Annotated in this window: 15 protein-coding genes and 3 pseudogenes; 8 read left to right on the top strand and 10 right to left on the bottom strand. The window is 67.5% G+C overall.

Features of this window, described 5'->3' with window-relative positions:
* Positions 1-329, top strand: a pseudogene (locus OR16_RS11300) (RND transporter); the annotation flags it as partial.
* 22 nt (positions 330-351) lie between these two features.
* Here OR16_RS11300 and OR16_RS11295 read toward each other — a convergent pair.
* Positions 352-1,779 (bottom strand): sensor histidine kinase, encoded by a 1,428-nt coding sequence (locus tag OR16_RS11295; RefSeq protein ID WP_006158097.1) that lies wholly within the window; start codon positions 1,777-1,779, stop codon positions 352-354.
* Positions 1,772-2,473, bottom strand: a complete 702-nt coding sequence (locus OR16_RS11290) for a response regulator (protein WP_006158096.1) — start codon at positions 2,471-2,473, stop codon at positions 1,772-1,774. The genes OR16_RS11295 and OR16_RS11290 overlap by 8 nt, the downstream gene beginning before the upstream one ends.
* Positions 2,474-2,598: 125 nt before the next feature.
* Here OR16_RS11290 and OR16_RS41150 point away from each other — a divergent pair.
* Positions 2,599-3,262: pseudogene (locus tag OR16_RS41150) on the top strand (hypothetical protein).
* A 41-nt stretch (positions 3,263-3,303) separates the two neighbouring features.
* On the opposite strand, the gene OR16_RS11280 reads toward OR16_RS41150, so the two are convergent.
* Positions 3,304-4,209 (bottom strand): LysR family transcriptional regulator, encoded by a 906-nt coding sequence (locus tag OR16_RS11280; RefSeq protein WP_043419325.1) that lies wholly within the window; start codon positions 4,207-4,209, stop codon positions 3,304-3,306.
* Between the two features lie 117 nt (positions 4,210-4,326).
* On the opposite strand from OR16_RS11280, the gene OR16_RS11275 reads away from it, so the two are divergent.
* A complete protein-coding gene (locus OR16_RS11275; protein ID WP_006158092.1) occupies positions 4,327-4,788 on the top strand; it encodes a PACE efflux transporter in 462 nt (153 codons plus the stop codon).
* Positions 4,789-4,873: 85 nt separating this feature from the next.
* On the opposite strand, the gene OR16_RS11270 is transcribed toward OR16_RS11275, so the two are convergent.
* Complete coding sequence (locus OR16_RS11270; RefSeq protein ID WP_006158091.1) at positions 4,874-5,083, bottom strand: glycine zipper 2TM domain-containing protein; 210 nt, start codon at positions 5,081-5,083, stop codon at positions 4,874-4,876.
* A 343-nt stretch (positions 5,084-5,426) separates the two neighbouring features.
* On the opposite strand from OR16_RS11270, the gene OR16_RS11265 reads away from it, so the two are divergent.
* The 5 genes from OR16_RS11265 (at position 5,427) to dacB (ending at position 10,756) form a co-directional block, all read left to right on the top strand.
* Positions 5,427-6,707 (top strand): flavin-dependent oxidoreductase, encoded by a 1,281-nt coding sequence (locus OR16_RS11265; RefSeq protein ID WP_006158090.1) that lies wholly within the window; start codon positions 5,427-5,429, stop codon positions 6,705-6,707.
* A gap of 93 nt (positions 6,708-6,800) precedes the next feature.
* On the top strand, positions 6,801-7,976 hold the full coding sequence (locus OR16_RS11260; protein ID WP_006158089.1) for an ABC transporter substrate-binding protein: 1,176 nt from the start codon (positions 6,801-6,803) through the stop codon (positions 7,974-7,976).
* Positions 7,973-8,482 (top strand): DUF3237 domain-containing protein, encoded by a 510-nt coding sequence (locus OR16_RS11255; RefSeq protein ID WP_006158088.1) that lies wholly within the window; start codon positions 7,973-7,975, stop codon positions 8,480-8,482. Before OR16_RS11260 ends, OR16_RS11255 begins: the two co-directional genes overlap by 4 nt.
* An 80-nt stretch (positions 8,483-8,562) precedes the next feature.
* Positions 8,563-9,150: a MarR family winged helix-turn-helix transcriptional regulator gene (locus OR16_RS11250; RefSeq protein WP_006158087.1), complete on the top strand. Its 588-nt coding sequence runs from the start codon at positions 8,563-8,565 to the stop codon at positions 9,148-9,150.
* A 70-nt stretch (positions 9,151-9,220) separates the two neighbouring features.
* Entirely contained in the window at positions 9,221-10,756 is a 1,536-nt protein-coding gene (dacB, locus tag OR16_RS11245) for a D-alanyl-D-alanine carboxypeptidase/D-alanyl-D-alanine endopeptidase (RefSeq protein ID WP_006158086.1), read from the top strand.
* A gap of 231 nt (positions 10,757-10,987) precedes the next feature.
* Here the strand turns inward: dacB and OR16_RS11240 are convergent, their stop codons facing one another.
* From OR16_RS11240 to pyk, 6 genes and pseudogenes are all read right to left on the bottom strand, one after another.
* Positions 10,988-11,974, bottom strand: coding sequence for an L-threonylcarbamoyladenylate synthase (locus OR16_RS11240; protein ID WP_006158085.1), 987 nt, complete (start codon positions 11,972-11,974; stop codon positions 10,988-10,990).
* A gap of 97 nt (positions 11,975-12,071) precedes the next feature.
* On the bottom strand, positions 12,072-13,316 hold the full coding sequence (locus OR16_RS11235; RefSeq protein WP_006158084.1) for a 5-(carboxyamino)imidazole ribonucleotide synthase: 1,245 nt from the start codon (positions 13,314-13,316) through the stop codon (positions 12,072-12,074).
* Between the two features lie 59 nt (positions 13,317-13,375).
* The gene (gene purE, locus OR16_RS11230; RefSeq protein ID WP_006158083.1) at positions 13,376-13,873 is read right to left on the bottom strand and encodes a 5-(carboxyamino)imidazole ribonucleotide mutase; all 498 of its coding nucleotides are present in this window, start codon (positions 13,871-13,873) and stop codon (positions 13,376-13,378) included.
* Between the two features lie 155 nt (positions 13,874-14,028).
* Positions 14,029-14,937, bottom strand: coding sequence for a phosphoribosylaminoimidazolesuccinocarboxamide synthase (locus OR16_RS11225; protein ID WP_006158082.1), 909 nt, complete (start codon positions 14,935-14,937; stop codon positions 14,029-14,031).
* A gap of 185 nt (positions 14,938-15,122) precedes the next feature.
* Complete coding sequence (fba, locus tag OR16_RS11220; protein WP_006158081.1) at positions 15,123-16,187, bottom strand: class II fructose-bisphosphate aldolase; 1,065 nt, start codon at positions 16,185-16,187, stop codon at positions 15,123-15,125.
* Positions 16,188-16,383: 196 nt separating this feature from the next.
* A pseudogene (pyk, locus tag OR16_RS11215) lies at positions 16,384-17,822 on the bottom strand (pyruvate kinase).
* Positions 17,823-17,835 lie beyond the last annotated feature (13 nt).

Here is a 17,835-nt window from a genome sequence, read left to right as displayed (position 1 = left end):
CGGCGCGCGATGCGCTGGCCCTGGTCAACAACCGTTACCGCGCTGGCACTGCCAGCCTGCTGGACGTACTGACCGCGCAGACCACCGCCTATACCGCGGAGCGCACCTACCTGACCATCGTGGGCCGCCAGTACACGACCAGCGCGGTGCTGATCAAGGCGCTGGGCGGCGGGTGGCATATCGAGACGGAGAATGCCTCGAACCCGGCGCCGGTGGCACCAGGCAGCGTACCGGACGCACCGGCCGCACCGGCCCCGAGCGCCATGCCGCCGCCCGCCAGGACGCAAGGCGCCGCGCCGGTAGCCGCAAGCGTATCTGCGCAGCGGTAGCCAGCGCGGCCCTCCAGCCGCCCTACGCCGGCGGAAAACTCACCCGCGCCAGGAGGCCTTTGCCACCCGCGCCGTCCAGCAGCGCCAGCGTGGCGTCGTGCGCGGCGGCAATATCGCGCACGATGGTGAGGCCAAGTCCGGAACCGCCCGGGTTGGCCTCACCGGCCGCCCGCAAACCCGCGGCCTTGCCGCGGTAAAACGGCTCCAGCACCTGCGCGCGTTCGCTCGGCGCGATGCCCGGGCCATCGTCTTCCACCTCCAGCACCACGGCAACGCCCGCGCGATGGACGCGCGCCGTGACGACGCCGCCCGATGGCGTGTAGCGCAGCGCGTTTTCGACCAGGTTGGTGACCAGTTCGTGCAGCAGGTCGGTGCCAAGCACCGGCAGCGCGCCCACGCCTTCGAAACCCAGGTCGATGCGCCGCGCGCGGGCGGCGGGCGTGAGCTCGAGGCAGACTTCCTTCGCCAGCGCCGCAAGGTCCAGCACGCGCGGCGCCTCGGCCCCGCCGTGCGCGGCGCGGGCCATCGACAGCAGCCGGTCGGCCAGCGCCGCCATGCGCGCGGTGCTGTCGGCCAGGCCCTGGGCAATGCGCCGCTGCTCCTCGGGATCGTGCTCGCGCGCGGCCAGCTGGGCCTGGGTGTGCAGCACGGCTAGTGGCGTGCGCAGCTGGTGGGCGGCGTCGGCGATAAAGCGGCGCTGTGCGGCGAGCACCTGGTCCAGCCGCGCCATGTAGCCGTTCATGGCCGCCACCAGCGGCGCGGCCTCGCGCGGGGCGCTGTCGAGCGACAGCGGCGTGGTGGCGCCGGGCTGGCGTCGCGCCACTTCTTCGCGCAGCGCATCGAGCGGCGCCAGCGCGCGCCGCGTGAACAGCCAGATCACCAGCACTGCGGCCAGCACCAGCATCAGCTGGCCCCACAGCACATCGAGCAGGATGTTGCGCGTCAGCGCCTGGCGCGAGTCCAGCGTCTCGCCCACCTCGATCAAGGCCATGCCGCCATGCGTGCCGCTGGCGTCCATCACCGGCTGGCGCAGCGCGGCGATGCGGATCGGCTGGCCACGGTAGGTGCGATCGTAGAAACTCACCAGCGCGGGATACAGCTTGGTGCGCGGCTGGCTGGCATCGAACGGCGGCAGGTCGTCGTAGCCCGAAACGAACTCACCATGGACGCCGCTGACGCGATAGAACATGGTGGCATTCATGCCCACCTCGAAGGTATCGAGCGAGATATACGGCACGTCCACGCGCACGCCTTCGGGGGTCAGCGTGATGCGCTCCGAGATATTGCGCGCCGATGCCAGCAAGGTGCGGTCATAAGCCTGGTCGGCGGATTCCAGCGCATTGGAGTAAGCCACCACGCCATACACGGCCTGCAGTGCCAGCATGGGCGGGATCAGCCACCACAGCAGGCGTGCGCGCAGGCTGGCGGCGCGCTTGCGCGGCTCAGCCAACGCTGGGCTCCAGCACGTAGCCCAGCCCGCGCAAGGTCACGATGGCGGCGCCCGAGCCTTCGAGCTTGCGGCGCAGGCGATGCACGTAGACCTCGATCACATCCGGCTGGGTGTCGTCGGCCAGGGTGAAGATGCTGGCGTAGATGCGGTCCTTGCTGACGGTCTTGCCCGGCGGCGTCATCAGGATCTCCAGCACTGCATGCTCGCGCGGCGTCAGCGCCAGCGGCGCGCCGCCCACCTGGAAATGGCGCGATACGGTGTCGAAGCCGAGCCCGCCGCACAGCACCAGCGGCGCTTCGGTCTGGCGCGCGCGGCGCAGCAGCGCCTTCACCCGCGCCTCGAACTCGGCCAGGTCGAAGGGCTTGGCCATATAGTCGTCGGCCCCCAGGTCCAGGCCCTTGACCCGGTCGCCCACCTCGCCGCGCGCGGTCAGGATCATCACCGGCACGCGGCAGCCGCGAGCGCGCAGGCGCGCGAGCAGGTCCAGGCCGTCGCGGTCGGGCAGGGTCAGGTCCAGCAGCACCAGCGCGTAATCGCTGCCGGCCCCGCCCGCGCTGCCGGCGTGCGTGCTGAACAGCAAGGATTCCGCGCTGGCCGCGTCGGCCGCGCGCTCCACGGTGAAATGCAGCGCGCGCAGCGCCTGCATCACCCAGGTGGCCAACTCGTCATGGTCCTCGACCAGCAGTACTCTCATGGAAGGGTCTTCTCCTGCTTCTTGGCGGCGCTTCGTTATGCCTGATTTTCGCACCCGCGGCCAGCGGATTTGTCCGGGATTTCCCGGTAAGCTGTCTGCCGTCCACTCACCCCCGAGGAGAATCGATGCGCCACGTCATGGCCACCCTGCGTTTTGCCTGCGCAGCGCTCGCCCTCGCCCTCGCCGTTACCTGCGCGCGGCCTGCGGCCGCCGCCGCGCCGGAGTGCATCGTGCCCGCCAAGCCCGGCGGTGGCTTCGACCTGACCTGCAAGCTGGCACTGCGCGCCCTGCTCGAAGCCGGGCTGACCGAGCAGCCGATGCGGCTGGCCTACATGGCGGGCGGCATCGGCGCGGTGGCCTACAACAGCGTGGTGGCGCAGCGCCCGGCCGAGCCCGATACCATCGTGGCCTTCTCGGGCGGCTCGCTGCTTGCGCTGGCGCAAGGCAAGTTCGGCAAGTATGGCCCGGCGGACGTGCGCTGGGTTGGCGCGCTCGGCACCGACTACGGTGTGATCGCGGTACGCGCCGATTCGCCCCTCAAGACCCTGAAGGACCTTCGTCTGGCCCATCCTGCGCGGCTTCTACATGGGCCCCAAGGTGCCGCAGGCCGATGTCCAGCGCTGGGCCAAGCGCTTCGAACGGCTGCAGGCCAGCCCGGCGTTCGCCCGCCTGCGCGCGGAGCAAGGCCTGTTCCCCGTCGACCTGGGCGGCGCCGACCTCGATACCTACGTGCAGCAAACGGTGCAGCGCTACCGCACGCTGGCCAGGGAATTCGGGCTGGCGCGATAGCGCCGAAAAGCGCCGATCGCGCTGAAAAGCCGCCGGGATCGCTACGGTCGGGCAGCTGCCTCCGGGCGCGGCAGCGGCTGCTTGCTCACGCGCTCCTTGAGCCAGGTCGCGGCCTTGCCGAGCGGCCGCTGCTTGTGCCACACCAGCTCCATCGCCACCGGCCAGTCCTGGTCGTCGAACTCCAGCGCGGGCGACACCAGTTGCGTGCCAGCGGGCGAGTTGGCCGCCACGTGCCAGGGCACGAAGGCCCAGCCGAGCCGACGCTTGACCAGCTCCACGATGACCCACTGGCTCTCGACCCACCAGACTTCGGCGGCCACGCGCAGGCGCATTTTTTCCTCGCTATCGGTGCGGGTTGCCACCATCAGCTGCCGGTAGCGCTTGAGCTCCTCCCAGCCCACCCGCTGGTCCGCGAGCGGATGATCGGGCGCGCAGATGATCCGCATCGGCACCCAGCCCAATGCGCGGAATCCCAGCTCCGGCGGCAGCACCTCCTGGCGCCACATGATCCCCAGGTCGGCGCAACGCTCCAGCACCAGCCGGCTGACGTCTTCCATCAAGGGAAACAGCAGCTCCAGCTCCACCGCCGGGAAGCGTGCGGAGAACTCCTCCAGCATCACGCCCAGGGTTTCCTCCGGATACAGCTCGTCCACCGCCAGCACCAGGCGGCTCTCCACGCCCTCGCCCAGGCTCTTGGCCACGCCACGGAAATGCTCGCAGCGCTCCAGGATCACGCGCGCCTCGGCCAGCAGCCGTTCGCCCGCGGCGGTCAGGGTGGGATAGCGCCCGCCACGGTCGAACAGCTGGTTGCCCAGGTCGATCTCGAGATTGGACACGGCCGCGCTGACAACCGACTGGGCCTTGCCCAGCCGGCGCGCGGCTGCGGAGAAAGAGCCACATTCGGCGGCCGCGGCAAAGGCTTGTAATTGTTCGAGCGAAAGGCTCATGACGATCCCTTGGGACGGGCCGTTGCCCATCCATCGTTTTAAGCGATAGAACCCAACTTTACCATCCCAGAATACTCGATAGAATGGCCTCTATTCACACGCCAGACAGGAAGTATCATGCGCAGCACCAAGGACAGGATTCGCCACACCATCGGCTTTGAAGTGATCGGCTTGCTGATTGTCGCGCCCGTGGGCAGCTGGGTATTTGGCTTCGCCCTGCACCAGATCGGCATCCTCGCCGTGGTGGCATCGCTGATCGCCGCCGCCTGGAACTACCTCTACAACGTGCTGTTCGACAAGGCGATGCTGCGATTCACCGGACAGTTGCGCAAGCCAGTGGCCGTGCGTGTGTTCCACGCCGTCCTGTTTGAACTGGGCCTGCTGGTGGTGTTCCTGCCGATGGTGGCGTGGTACCTCGACATGAGCCTCATCGATGCGTTCATCATGGACATTGCCTTGGCGGCCTTCTACGTGGTCTATGCGTTCGTCTACAACTGGGCCTACGACACGGTGTTCCCGGTGGCCAACACCGGGCAAGGCGGAAAGACCGCGAAGGCCGTCGTGAAGTCTGCCTGCTGACCCTCAGCGTTCGAAGGCAAAAACAAAAGCGGATGCCGACGGCATCCGCTTTTTTGTATTGTGGCGGGCACCCGCCGCGGTTTGCTTACCGGCGTTCGGGCGTCATCACGTTACCAACCACACCACCCAGCGCCGCGCCACCGACGGTGGCCGCCGGGCCGCCGATCAATGCCGCGCCAGCCACGCCGCCGACACCCGCGCCGATGGCGGTATTGCGCTGCTTGGGCGTCATCTCGGCACAGCCCGCCACGCTCAGCAGGGTGGCAAGCAGGATAGACAGGGTTACGGTACGCATGATGAGGCTCCTTGTTGGATTTGCTCTGCGCCTGGCGATGCACCCAGGCATCGTTATCGCGTTTACCGCAAGGGCCATGCTTTGCGGCAGGTACTTGCAGTATGTGGCCCGGGGCCGCTCTGCGTGACCGGGACTTGGCCGAACATCGTGTCAGCGGATTCCCACAAATCCCGCACTCAGGATGAGTATGCGACGCTTGCTTGCGGGTTTCCCCGCACGCCGCCGTGCTTGAAGCCAGCGCGCATTTAGTTATACTATATAACAATATTGCCGTCGGCCGCAGGCTCCGTATGGAGCACCCGCGCGGCCCGGGCAATCCATAACAAGCCGTGGAGACAACACCATGAAAATCGCGATTGCCGGTGGCGGCATCGGCGGCCTGACGCTGGCACTGCTTTGTCACCGGCACGGCATCGAGGCCGAGGTCTGGGAAGCCAGCGAAACGCTGCGCCCGCTCGGCGTGGGCATCAACCTGCTGCCGCACGCGGTGCGGGAGCTGTCCGAGCTGGGACTGCACGAAGCACTGGCCGAGCTGGCAGTGCAAACCTCGTCCCTCTCCTACTACAACAAGCTTGGCCAGCGCATCTGGCACGAGCCGCGCGGATGCGCGGCGGGCTACGACCAGCCGCAGTTCTCCATCCATCGCGGCGAATTCCAGATGCTGCTCTACCGCACTGTGGTGGAGCGCCTGGGCGCTGAGCGCGTGCATGCCGGCCATGCATTTGAAGCGGTCACAAGCACCGGCGCGCGCGCGGGCGATCCCGTGGAGTTCACGCTGCGCCGGCGCAGCGACAATGCGGAAATCACGGCGCGAGCCGATGTACTGGTGGGCGCCGACGGCATCCACTCGGCCGTGCGCCGCCACTTCTATCCGCAGGGCGACGCGCCGCGCTTCTCGCGCCGCACGCTGTGGCGCGCCGTCACCGAGGCGCCGCCGTACCTGGACGGCAGCTCGATGTTCATGGCGGGCCATCAGGACCAGAAGTTCGTGGCTTACCCGATCTCCGAGCCGCTGCGCCGCGAGGGGCGCTCGCTGGTCAACTGGATCGCCGAGCTGCGCGTGCCCGACAGCGCGCCGGATACCCCGCCGCGCAGCGACTGGAACAAGCAGGTCGACAAGTCCGTGTTCCGCGCGGCCTTTGCGAACTGGCGCTGGGACTGGATCGATATCCCCGCGCTGATCGACGGCGCGCAGGCTATCTACGAATTTCCCATGGTCGACAAGGACACGCTGCCGCGCTGGACCTTCGACCGCGTGACGCTGCTGGGCGACGCCGCCCACCCGATGTACCCGATCGGCTCCAACGGCAGCGCGCAGGCCATCCTCGATGCACGCTACCTGATGGACAGCCTCCTGGCCAACGGCGCGCCGCGCGACATTGGCGGCGCCGGCCATGCGCTGCGCGAGTACGAGGCGGAACGGCTGCCACGCACCGCGGCCATCGTGCTGCGCAACCGCATGAACGGGCCCGAGCAGGTCATGCAGCTGGCCGAGCAGCGCGCGCCGCAGGGCTTCAGCAATATCGAAACCGTGATCCCGCGCACCGAGCTCGAAGCGATCGCGCTGCGCTACAAGCAGCTCGCCGGCTTCGACCGGCAATCGCTGCAGGTGCCGCCGCGCTAAGCGGTCCGCGCGCCTGTGATGGCGCCAGTCCGTCGTATCATGCCCCCCGACCGGCCCTGAGAAGCCGGCGTCATTCGCAGAAAAGGAGACATCGTGCCGCGCCCTAGCCTTACCCGCCTTGCCACGCCCGCCAGCCGCCTTGCGCTCGCCGTCACCGCCAGCCTTGCCGCCGCGCTCGGCGCCGCGCCCGCGCATGCCGAAGTGACGGTCGGCGTCAGCATCGCGTCGACCGGCCCATCGGCCTCGCTCGGCATTACGCAGAAGAACAGCATGCCCTTCCTGCCGGAGACCATCGCCGGCGAGAAAATCCGCTACATCGTGCTGGACGACGGCTCCGATCCCACCCAGGCCACCAAGGTGGCGCGCCGCTTCGTCAGCGAGGACAAGGTCGACATCATCCTCGGCTCGTCGGCGGTAGCGCCGTCGATCGCGATTGCCGAAGTCGCCGACGAGAGCCAGACCGTGCAGTTGGCCTTCTCGCCGATCGAGCTCAAGCCCGGCCGCGGCGAGTGGACCTATCGCCTGGCACAGCCGGTCAAGCTGATGGCCGAGGCCGTGGCGGATGCGGCGCACGCCAGAGGCGTCAAGACCATCGCCTTCATCGGTTTTGCCGACGCCTACGGCGAGACCTGGCTCAAGGAATTCACCACCGCTGCCACTGCGCGCGGCATGCGCCTGGTGGCCACCGAGCGCTATGCGCGCTCGGACACCAGCGTGACCGCGCAAACGCTCAAGCTGATCGCCGCCCGTCCCGACGCGGTGCTGATCGCCGGTGCCGGCACCGGCGCGGCCTTGCCGCACACCACGCTGCGCGAGCGCGGGTTCGCGGGCCCGGTCTACCACACGCACGGCGCGGCCACCAAAGATCTGATCCGCATCGGCGGCAAAGCCGTCAACGGCTCCATCCTGCCCGCCGGGCCGGTGATCGTCGCCGAGCAGCTGCCGGACAGCGCCGTCACCAAGAAGCCGGGACTGGACTACGTGGGCCGCTACGAAAAGCAGTACGGACCCGACAGCCGCACCCAGTTCGGCGCCCACCCCTACGACGCGGGCCTGGTGCTGCAGCGCATCGTGCCGGTGGCGCTCAGGCAAGCCAAGCCGGGCACGCCGGCATTCCGCAAAGCGCTCAAGACCGCGCTGGAGAGCGAACGCAACATCGTGGTGTCGCATGGCGTGCTGAACTACACCGCGCAGGATCACTTCGGCTTTGACACCCGCGGCCGCGTGATGCTGACCATCGACAACGGCAACTGGAAGTTGCTGAAATGACCTCGCCCGCCGCGCCCCTTGCCATCACGGCCCTGCCCACGCCCACGCTGGAGCATGTGGCGGACTTCAGCTTCCGGCTGGCGCCGGTCACCGAGGTGGGCACAAGTGCGCTGGGCAACCGGCGGGTCATCCCCATTCTCGATGGCGTGGTTTGCGGGCCGCGCCTGCAAGGACGCATCCTGCCCGGCGGCGCGGATTTCCAACTGGTGCGCCACGACGCCGGCAACGGCGTCATCGTGGCCGACATCGAGGCCCGCTATGTGCTGGAAACCGACGACGGCGCGCGCATCTACATCGTCAACGCCGGCGTGCGCAGCGGCCCGGCCGAGCTGATCGCGCGCCTGGCCGGCGGCGAGATCGTCGACCCGCGCCTGATCTATTTCCGCACCGCACCCCGCTTCGAGACGGCCTCGCCCGGCTACGACTGGCTCATGCAGCACCTGTTTGTCGCCACCGGCGCCCGCTATCCGGACCGGGTGGAAATGCGGTATTTTCGCGTCGTATAGGCTATAGCTATAGGCTATAGCCGCCCGGACTTTCAGGCCGCCCACCGCCACCCACATCCATCGACTGACGCCAAGGCATCATGACCACAGCAAAGGCGCGAACGCGCCGCAGCCGCGACGCCCTCGCCCCAGATCCCGCCGGCACCGGCCAGCCAGCCGATGCATCCGGCGGCTTCGACCCGCATATCGCCAATATCGACTACGGCGTGCTGGACAGCCTGGTCGGCTACGCCATCCGCCGCGCGCAGATTCGCATCTACGAGGATTTCGTGCAATCGCTGGCGCAGTGGAACATCACGCCGCCGCGTTTTTCCGCGCTCGTGATCATCTCGCGCAATCCACTGCTCAAGCTGACCGAGCTGGCCAGCATCCTGGGCATCGCGCGCTCGGGCGCCGTACTGCTGGTCGACGCGCTGGAAGACATGAAGCTGGTGGCGCGCCGCCCGGCGCCGCACGACCGCCGCGCCTACAGCCTGGTGCTGACCCCCGCGGGACAGCGCACGCTGGAATCCGCCACCGCCGCGGTGTGCGCGCATGATGCGCGGGTCGCCGGGGCGTTGTCGGCGCAGGAACAAGACACGCTGCGCGCGCTGCTCGGCAAGCTTGCGCCGCCTAACGCGATGGGCGCGGCCGAGATAGCGCACGCCACGAACGCCGCGGAGAACTAGGCGGAAATTCTCGGGAAATCCCGCGGAAATCGAAAGGCGGCGTCATCCGCCCTCGGGCCCATGCGTTAACATGGGCACCATGCCGAAACGCCCTTCCCCAATTCTTCGCCGCCTGCTGCCGCTTTGCGCCGCCGGGCTGTTGTGCATCAGCGGCCTGGCCGCCGCCACCGCTAAAACCCCCGTTCACAAGACCAAGGCCGCCCACGCCGCGGCCGCGCCCGCCGAGCCGCGCTCGGGCCTGCCAGGCAGCGTGACAACCGCGCTCAAGCGCGCGCACGTACCCGCCTCGGCCACCAGCTTCTACGTGATCAAGGTCGGCGCGCCGGCGCCCCGCGTAAGCTGGAACGCGCAGACGCCGATGAACCCGGCTTCCACCATGAAGCTGGTCACCACCTTCGCCGGGCTCCAGCTGCTTGGCCCCGGCTACCGCTGGCAGACTGCGCTCTATGCCGACAACCAGCCCGGTGCCGACGGCACCGTCAACGGCAACGTCTACCTGCGCGGCTACGGCGACCCCAAGCTGGTGCCGGAAGAAATGGCCAAGCTGGTCAGCGCCGCCCGCACTGCAGGCGCCACCACCATCAACGGCGACCTGGTGCTGGACCGCAGCTACTTCGACTCCGCCCTCGACAACGGCGCCACCATCGATGGCGAAACCCAGCGCGCCTACAACGTCAGCCCCGACGCGCTGCTCTACGCCTTCAAGACGCTGTCGTTTACCATCACGCCCGACCCGGCCAACCAGTCGGTCGCGGTTTCGGTCACGCCCGCGCTGGCGCAGCTCAAGCTCGACAACCACCTCGCGCTGTCCAATGGCAAATGCGGCGACTGGTCGGCACGCGCCCGCCCCGCCGTCACGCCGCAACCCGACGGCACGGTGCTAGCCTCCTTCGACGGCAGCTACGCCGCCGACTGCGGCGAACATGTGGTCAATATCGCCACGCTCTCGCACAACGAATTCGCCTGGGGCGGATTCGTCGCCGAATGGCAACTGGCCGGCGGCCGCTTCACCCACCAGCCAGCCCTGCGCATGGGCCGCGCACCGCGCAACGCCTTCCTGCTGGCACGCCACTACGGCCAGCCGCTCTCGGAAATCGTGCGCGACATCAACAAGTTCTCGAACAATGTGATGGCCCGCCAGCTTTACCTGACCATCGGCGCGGAAATGGATCGCGGCGGCCCGGCCACCACCACCCGCTCGGCCAAGGTCGTGCAGCGCTGGCTGGCACGCCAGGGACTGGACATGCCCGGCCTGGTGCTGGACAACGGCTCGGGGCTATCGCGCGAAGAACGGATCAGTGCCTACGATATGTCGCGCCTGCTGCAGCAGGCGCTGGCTAGCGAAGTCGGACCGGTGCTGATGGATTCGCTGCCGATCCTCGGCGTGGATGGCACGCTGCGCAACCGCCTGACGCGCGCCGGCGCAGCCGGCAATGCCTACATGAAGACGGGAACGTTGAACGATGTACGAGCGCTTGCCGGCTATGTCGATGCGCTGAACGGCGATCGCTATGTGGTGGTCAGCTACATCAACCACGCCAACGCAGCGCAAGCCCGCGACGCCCACGACGCCCTGTTGCAGTGGGTGTATCAGGGCGCACCCTGAGTGGGAGAGGGGAGCATCGATTCGGTGTAAATCACCCAAGCGCGATGCGAAGCGAGCCGTGAAGGTGTGCCAAGGCCGTAAGGTCGCCGCCCCGCAGGGGTGGTGAAACTGCCGTTGCCCTTGACGTTAAGCAGTTGAAGCTGAAGCTGATTTTGCAGTTGCAGTTGCAGTTGCAGTTGCAGCGGACAGCCCGACAGCCCGATAGCCCCAACAACTCACAACCCCAAACACCTACCCCCCAAACGCAGCAGCCGCCCGCTGCAACCGATCCCGAACCCCATCCCACTCATGCCCGGCCGGCAAGGCCTCAAACACCAGCCGCGCAAACCCATCCCCATCCAGCCGCCGCAACAAGCTATAGAGCGCCCGCGCATAACCCTCGGCATCGGCAGGCGCCTGCACCCACACACACCGCGGATCGGCAGCCGCCTGAACACCAACCCACGCCACTCGCGCGTCGGCGGGCAAATCGACCAGTTGCGCAGGCAAATCCGCAGCAGCACACAAAGCCAGCGGCGTGTGCGGCGCATAGTGCGCCTTCAGCGTGCCTGACGCCCGCGGCGCGGCAGCATCCGGCGGCAGCGGCGTGACGCCCAGCACCTGCGCCATCATGGCCGGCGTGATGGCGCCTGGGCGCAGCAGCACCGGGCCAATGCCCTGCTCCAGCCGCGACAGGTCCACGATGGTCGATTCGATGCCAACCTCGACATCATCGCCCTCCAGCACAAAGACCGAGTCGCCAAACTCATCGCGCACGTGCTGCGCCGTGGTCGGGCTGACCTGGCCAAACTTGTTGGCGGACGGCGCGGCGATGCCGCCACGGCCACGCTTGAAGCGGCCCAGCAACGCCTGCGCCACGGGATGCGACGGACAACGCAAGCCAATGCTGTCCTGGCCGCCGGCGACCGCCGCCGGGATATGCGCGGCGCGCTTGAGGATCAGTGTGAGCGGGCCGGGCCAGAAGGCATCGATCAGGTCTTGCGCGGCCGGCGGCACATCGTCCACCCAGTAGCTGATGTCGCCGCCATCCACCACGTGCACGATGATCGGGTGATTGGACGGGCGCCCCTTGGCCGCGTAGATGCGGGCAATGGCCTCGGGGTTCTCGGCGTCGGCGCCGAGGCCGTAGACCGTCTCGGTCGGGAAGGCGACCAGCTCGCCGGCTTCCAGCAGTTGGACCGCTTGGTCAAGTTCGGCGGACGTGGGCATGCGCGACATCGGGGATCTCTGGGGGTGGCGTTACTATGAAGCGACGGAACTACGAAACGACGAAAGCAGGGAAACGGAAAGCCCGGCGCATGCGCCGGGCAAACCATCAAGGCGCAATGTGCAGCGCCCGCAAGGCCGCGTCGAAGGCGCGCTCGGCGTCAGCTGCCTCGCCGCCCACGCAATTCACGTGGCCCATCTTGCGCGAGGGGCGCGCATCGCTCTTGCCGTACAGGTGCAGCTTGGCGCCGGCTTGCGCCATCACTTCGTCCCAGGCCGGCGTGCGCTCCAGGCCGAACTCGAACCACACATCGCCCAGCAGGTTAAGCATCTTGCCGGCCGAGTGCTGGCGCGTGCTGCCTAGCGGCAGGCGCGCCATGGCGCGGACCTGCTGCTCGAACTGGCTGGTCTCGCATGCGTCCATGGTGATGTGGCCGGAGTTGTGCGGGCGCGGCGCCATCTCATTGGCGACCAGCGAGCCGTCGGTCAGCACGAAGAATTCGATGCACAGCACGCCTACGTAGCCCATCTCGGTGGTGATGGTGGCGGCGGCGGCGCGGGCACGCGCGGCGATCTCGTCGGAGACGCTGGTGGACGGCATCAAGGTGGAGAACAGAATGCCGTCGCGGTGCACGTTTTCGGCGAGCGGCCAGGTGGCGGTGGTGCCGTCCGCGGCGCGCGCGGCCAGTACCGAGACCTCATAGGCCAGCGGCAGCATCTGCTCCAGCACGCACGGCACGTGCTGCATGGCGCGCCATGCGGCGCGCACGTCCTCGCGGGTCTTGACGCGGGCCTGGCCCTTGCCGTCATAGCCCATACGCGCGGTCTTGAGGATGCCGGGCAGCAGGTTCTCGGGCAGCTGGTCGACATCGGCGTCGTGCTGGATCACCCAGTGCGGCGCGGTGGGCACGCCGGTGCGCTCGGCGCAGGAGGCGAAGAACTTTTTCTCGCCGATGCGGTTCTGCGCGATCGACACGCAGTAGCCGCGCGGCGCGACGAAGGCACCGAGCTGCTCGAGCCGGTCGAGCGAGAGCGAAGGCACGTTCTCGAACTCGGTGGTCACCGCCGGGCACAGCTTGGCCATCTCGGCCAGCGCGGCTTCATCCGTATACGCCGCGCAGATATGCTTCTCGGCGATCGTGCCGGCCGGGCTGTCCTGGTCCGGATCGAGCACGCAGACCTTGTAGCCCATCGACTGCGCGGCATGGGTGAACATGCGGCCGAGCTGGCCGCCGCCGAGCATGCCGAGCCAGGCGCCGGGCAGTACCGGCGCGCTGGGATTGTCGATGCCGAACTCGGCACGCGACTCCGGCGTGTGGGCTTCGACCAGGTGGGGATGGATATCGGTTGGCATTGCGCGTCTTTCCGGATTCGGGGGCTTGGGGCTAGTCGGTGTGCGTGCGAACAGGCGTGTTACACCGGCAGCGTCATCGCGCGGGCAGCCTCGGTCTGCTTGGCGCGGAACGCTTCCAGCGCCGCGGCCAGCGCGTCGTCGGTGGTGGCGAGCGTGGCGATGGCGTGCAGCGCGGCATTGGCGGCGCCCGCTTCGCCGATGGCGAAGGTGGCGACCGGCACGCCCTTGGGCATCTGCACGATCGACAGCAGCGAGTCCTCGCCGCGCAGGTAGCGCGACGGCACCGGCACACCGAACACCGGCACGATGGTCTTGGCGGCGATCATGCCGGGCAGGTGCGCGGCACCGCCGGCACCGGCGATGATGGCGCGCAGGCCGCGCTCGCGCGCGGTGGCGGCGTACTCGAACATGTCGTCGGCCATGCGGTGGGCGGAAACCACGCGTGCCTCGAAGGCCACGCCGAAGTCCTTCAGCATGGCGACCGCGTTCTGCATCACGTCCCAGTCGGAACTGCTGCCCATCACAACGCCGACCAGCGGCTTGGCTGTATTGCTCACGTTAAGTCCTTAAAAATCTGTCTGGCGCATGGGGACCGCGCCAACCTTCGTCTTGCGTTGGTTCGCTCCCCTCTCGCCCTGAGGGGAGAGGGAGTAACAGCCGTCGCCATTGCAGACGGCTTTGGCACGCCAGCCGGCCACGGCGCCGGCAAAAATTACTGCAGTTCCTCGCCGGTCAGGCGCGTCAGCGCCTCACGGTACTTGGCGGCGGTCTTCTCGATCACGTCGGCGGGCAGCGCCGGCGCCGGGGCGGTCTTGGGCCAGGGCTTGCCGTCGATGCGCACGGCTTCCAGCCAGTCGCGCACGAACTGCTTGTCGAAGGACGGCGGGTTGGTGCCGACTTCGTACGAATCCGCGGGCCAGAAGCGCGAGGAATCGGCGGTCAGCACTTCGTCCATCAGCGTCAGCGTGCCGTTCTCGTCCAGGCCGAACTCGAACTTGGTGTCGGCGATGATGATGCCGCGGGTGGCGGCGTAGTCGGCCGCTTCCTTGTACAGGCGGATCGAGATGTCGCGCATCTGGCGGGCCAGGTCGGCGCCGATGCGCGCTTCCGTTTCGGCGAAGGAGATGTTCTCGTCGTGCTCGCCCATCTCGGCCTTGGCGGCCGGGGTGAAGATCGGCTCGGGCAGCTTTTGCGCATTCTGCAGGCCGGCGGGCAGTTCGATGCCGCAGACGCTGCCGGTAGCCTGGTAGTCCTTCCAGCCGCTGCCGGCCAGGTAGCCGCGCACCACGGCTTCCACCAGGATCGGCTTGAGGCGCTTGACCACCACGGCGCGGCCTTGCACCTGCTCGACTTCGGCAGGGCTTACCACGGTCTCGGCGGCAATGCCGGTTTCGTGGTTCGGCACGATGTGGGCCAGCTTCTTGAACCAGAAGTTGGCCATCTGGTTGAGCACGCGGCCCTTGGCCGGGATCGGCTCGCCCAGGATGACGTCGAAGGCCGACAGGCGGTCGGTGGTGACGATCAGCAGCTTATCGTCGCCGACTGCGTAGTTGTCGCGGACCTTGCCGTGGCCAAGCAGCGGCAGCGAAGTGATGGAGGACTGATAGAGAGCGTTCGACATGGTGGTTCGGTGGTTCGGTGGTTCCGATGGGAGGCACTAACAGAATGATTCTGGCACCGGGCCAGAACAACTGCTTCGCTTCATTTTGTTAGCGCTTTTCAGCGCCCCGGTGCCGGGGCCTGAAAAGCGTCGTCCCCGCGCCTCCCCGTTTGACGGGATCGGGGCGGGGACGGTACGGGTCCTGCTTATTGCACGACCTGGGCGAGTTCGCCGGACTTGTACTTTTGCGCGATGGCGTCGAGCGAGACCGGCTTGATCTTGGCGGCCTGGCCTTCGCAGCCGAAGGCGATGTAGCGTGCCTTGCAAACCAGCTTGGCGGCTTCGCGGGCCGGCTTGAGGTATTCGCGCGGGTCGAACTTGCTCGGGTTCTCGGCAAAGAAGCGGCGGATGGCGCCGGTCATGGCAAGGCGGATATCGGTGTCGATATTGATCTTGCGCACGCCGTACTTGATGGCCTCCTGGATTTCCTCGACCGGCACGCCATAGGTTTCCTTCATGTCGCCGCCGAACTGGCGGATTTCTGCCAGCAGTTCCTGCGGGACCGACGACGAGCCGTGCATCACCAGGTGGGTGTTGGGGATGCGCGCGTGGATTTCCTTGATGCGGTCGATCGCCAGGATGTCGCCGGTGGGCTTGCGGGTGAATTTGTAGGCGCCGTGCGAGGTGCCGATGGCGATCGCCAGGGCGTCCAGCTGGGTGGCCTTGACGAAGTCGGCGGCCTGCTCGGGGTCGGTCAGCAGCATGGAGTGGTCCAGCTTGCCTTCCGCGCCGATGCCGTCTTCCTCGCCGGCTTCGCCGGTCTCGAGTGAGCCCAGGCAGCCAAGTTCGCCTTCCACGGTCACGCCGATGGCGTGCGAGAGCTGCACCACCTTGCGGGTCACGTCGATGTTGTACTCGTAGTCGGACGGGGTCTTGCCGTCTTCACGCAGCGAGCCGTCCATCATCACCGAGGAGAAGCCCAGGTCGATCGCGGCCTGGCAGATCGCCGGCGACTGGCCGTGATCCTGGTGCATCACCACCGGGATATGCGGATAGGCTTCCACCGCGGCTTCGATCAGGTGGCGTAGGAAGTGCTCGCCGGCGTACTTGCGCGCGCCTGCGGAGGCTTGCATGATCACCGGCGCATTGACTTCGTCGGCGGCCTGCATGATGGCCTGAACCTGTTCCAGGTTGTTCACGTTGAAGGCGGGCAGCGCGTAGCCGTTTTCGGCGGCGTGGTCGAGCAGCTGGCGCATCGATACGAGTGGCATGTCAAACTCCTAAAGAAAGAATGGGGTGTCTCGTTTAATGATCTAGTTGACCTAGTTGACCTAGTTGACCTAGTTGACCTAGTCGTTCAGTCGTTCAGTCGTTCTTTTGCTTTTCGCGTGAGACACCGTCTCGACGCGCTTATCCTGGGGGACCCTGCGTACTCAAGCGCCAGCTGTCTGTCCGGCGCGGCACATATCAGGCGCCTACCCGGACAATCTTCAGCGTGTTCGTGCCACCCGGCTGGCCCATCGGCTCGCCAATGGTCAGCACGATAAAGTCGCCGCGCTGCACCACGCCTTGCGACAGCAGCAGCTCTTCGGCCTGTTCCAGCGCGGTGTCGCGGTCGGCGCTGGCTTCCAGCGGCAGCGGCACCACATTGCGGTACAGCTGCATCTTGCGCTGCGAGGCCAGGTTGGGCGTCATCGCGTAGATCGGCACATGGATGCGATGCCGGCTCATCCACAGCGCGGTGGCGCCGGAATCGGTCAGCGCGGCAATGGCCTTCACCTGCAAATGATAGGCGGTGAACAATGCGCCCATGGCAATCGACTGGTCGATGCGGCCAAAGGTCTGGTTGAGGAAATAGGTATCCGAGCTGGACCACCTCGGACTGTCTCGGCCTCCACGCACACCAGGGCCACGGTTTCCACCGTCTCCACCGGGTAGCTGCCGGCGGCGGTCTCGGCCGACAGCATCACGGCGTCAGTGCCATCCAGCACGGCGTTGGCCACGTCCGACACCTCGGCGCGCGTGGGCACCGGGTTGACGATCATGCTCTCCATCATCTGGGTGGCGGTGATGGTCAGCTTGTTGGCTTCCCGCGCCAGCCGGATCATGCGCTTTTGCAACGCCGGCACGGCCGCGTTGCCCACCTCCACGGCCAGGTCGCCACGGGCCACCATGATGCCGTCGGAGGCTTGCAGGATTTCCTCGAGCACGCCCGGGCGGATGGCCTCGGCGCGCTCGATCTTGGCGATCATGCGGGCCTTGTGCTGGTGCGGCTGGCCGGCCACCGCGGCGAGCTGGCGGGCCATCTCCATATCGGTGGCGTTCTTCGGGAAGCTCACCGCGACATAGTCCGCGCCCAGCGCCATGGCGGTCTTGATGTCTTCCATGTCCTTGGCGGTCAACGCCGGCGCCGACAGCCCGCCGCCCTGGCGGTTGATGCCCTTGTTGTTGGACAGCTCGCCACCGATCTTGACCTTGGTGAAGATCTCATGGCCGATCACCCGTTCCACCACCAGCACGATCAGGCCGTCGTTGAGCAGCAGCAGGTCGCCCGGGCCGACGTCGCGCGGCAGGTCCTCATAGTCGAGGCCGGCGCGATCCTGGTTGCCCAGGGTGCAGGTCGCGTCGAGGATGAACGGCTCGCCCACCTTCAAGGTGATCTTGCCGTGCTCGAACTTGCCGACCCGGATCTTCGGGCCTTGCAGGTCGGCCATGATGGCGACTTCGCGGCCGCAGGCCTTGGCCGCCTCGCGCACCAGGCGGGCGCGCTCGATGTGGTCTTCGGCCTTGCCGTGGGAGAAGTTCAGGCGCACCACGTCGACCCCGGCCGCGATCATGCGCGTCAGGATTTCCAGCGTGCTGGAAGCGGGGCCGATGGTAGCGACGATCTTGGTGGAACGGGTCATGAACTGATTTTCC

The organism is Cupriavidus basilensis OR16 (assembly GCF_000243095.1).
Taxonomy (GTDB): Bacteria; Pseudomonadota; Gammaproteobacteria; order Burkholderiales; family Burkholderiaceae; genus Cupriavidus; species Cupriavidus basilensis_D.
Note: the sequence above shows the minus strand (reverse complement) of the source record. Positions and strands in the feature narration are given on the sequence as shown.

Coding starts and splice junctions, on each gene's coding strand:
- OR16_RS11290 (WP_006158096.1), bottom strand. CDS start 2,473: ATGAGAGTACTGCTGGTCGAGGACCATGACGAGTTGGCCACCTGGGTG.
- OR16_RS11280 (WP_043419325.1), bottom strand. CDS start 4,209: ATGAGCCTTTCGCTCGAACAATTACAAGCCTTTGCCGCGGCCGCCGAA.
- OR16_RS11275 (WP_006158092.1), top strand. CDS start 4,327: ATGCGCAGCACCAAGGACAGGATTCGCCACACCATCGGCTTTGAAGTG.
- OR16_RS11270 (WP_006158091.1), bottom strand. CDS start 5,083: ATGCGTACCGTAACCCTGTCTATCCTGCTTGCCACCCTGCTGAGCGTG.
- OR16_RS11265 (WP_006158090.1), top strand. CDS start 5,427: ATGAAAATCGCGATTGCCGGTGGCGGCATCGGCGGCCTGACGCTGGCA.
- OR16_RS11255 (WP_006158088.1), top strand. CDS start 7,973: ATGACCTCGCCCGCCGCGCCCCTTGCCATCACGGCCCTGCCCACGCCC.
- OR16_RS11250 (WP_006158087.1), top strand. CDS start 8,563: ATGACCACAGCAAAGGCGCGAACGCGCCGCAGCCGCGACGCCCTCGCC.
- dacB (WP_006158086.1), top strand. CDS start 9,221: ATGGGCACCATGCCGAAACGCCCTTCCCCAATTCTTCGCCGCCTGCTG.
- OR16_RS11240 (WP_006158085.1), bottom strand. CDS start 11,974: ATGTCGCGCATGCCCACGTCCGCCGAACTTGACCAAGCGGTCCAACTG.
- OR16_RS11235 (WP_006158084.1), bottom strand. CDS start 13,316: ATGCCAACCGATATCCATCCCCACCTGGTCGAAGCCCACACGCCGGAG.
- OR16_RS11225 (WP_006158082.1), bottom strand. CDS start 14,937: ATGTCGAACGCTCTCTATCAGTCCTCCATCACTTCGCTGCCGCTGCTT.
- fba (WP_006158081.1), bottom strand. CDS start 16,187: ATGCCACTCGTATCGATGCGCCAGCTGCTCGACCACGCCGCCGAAAAC.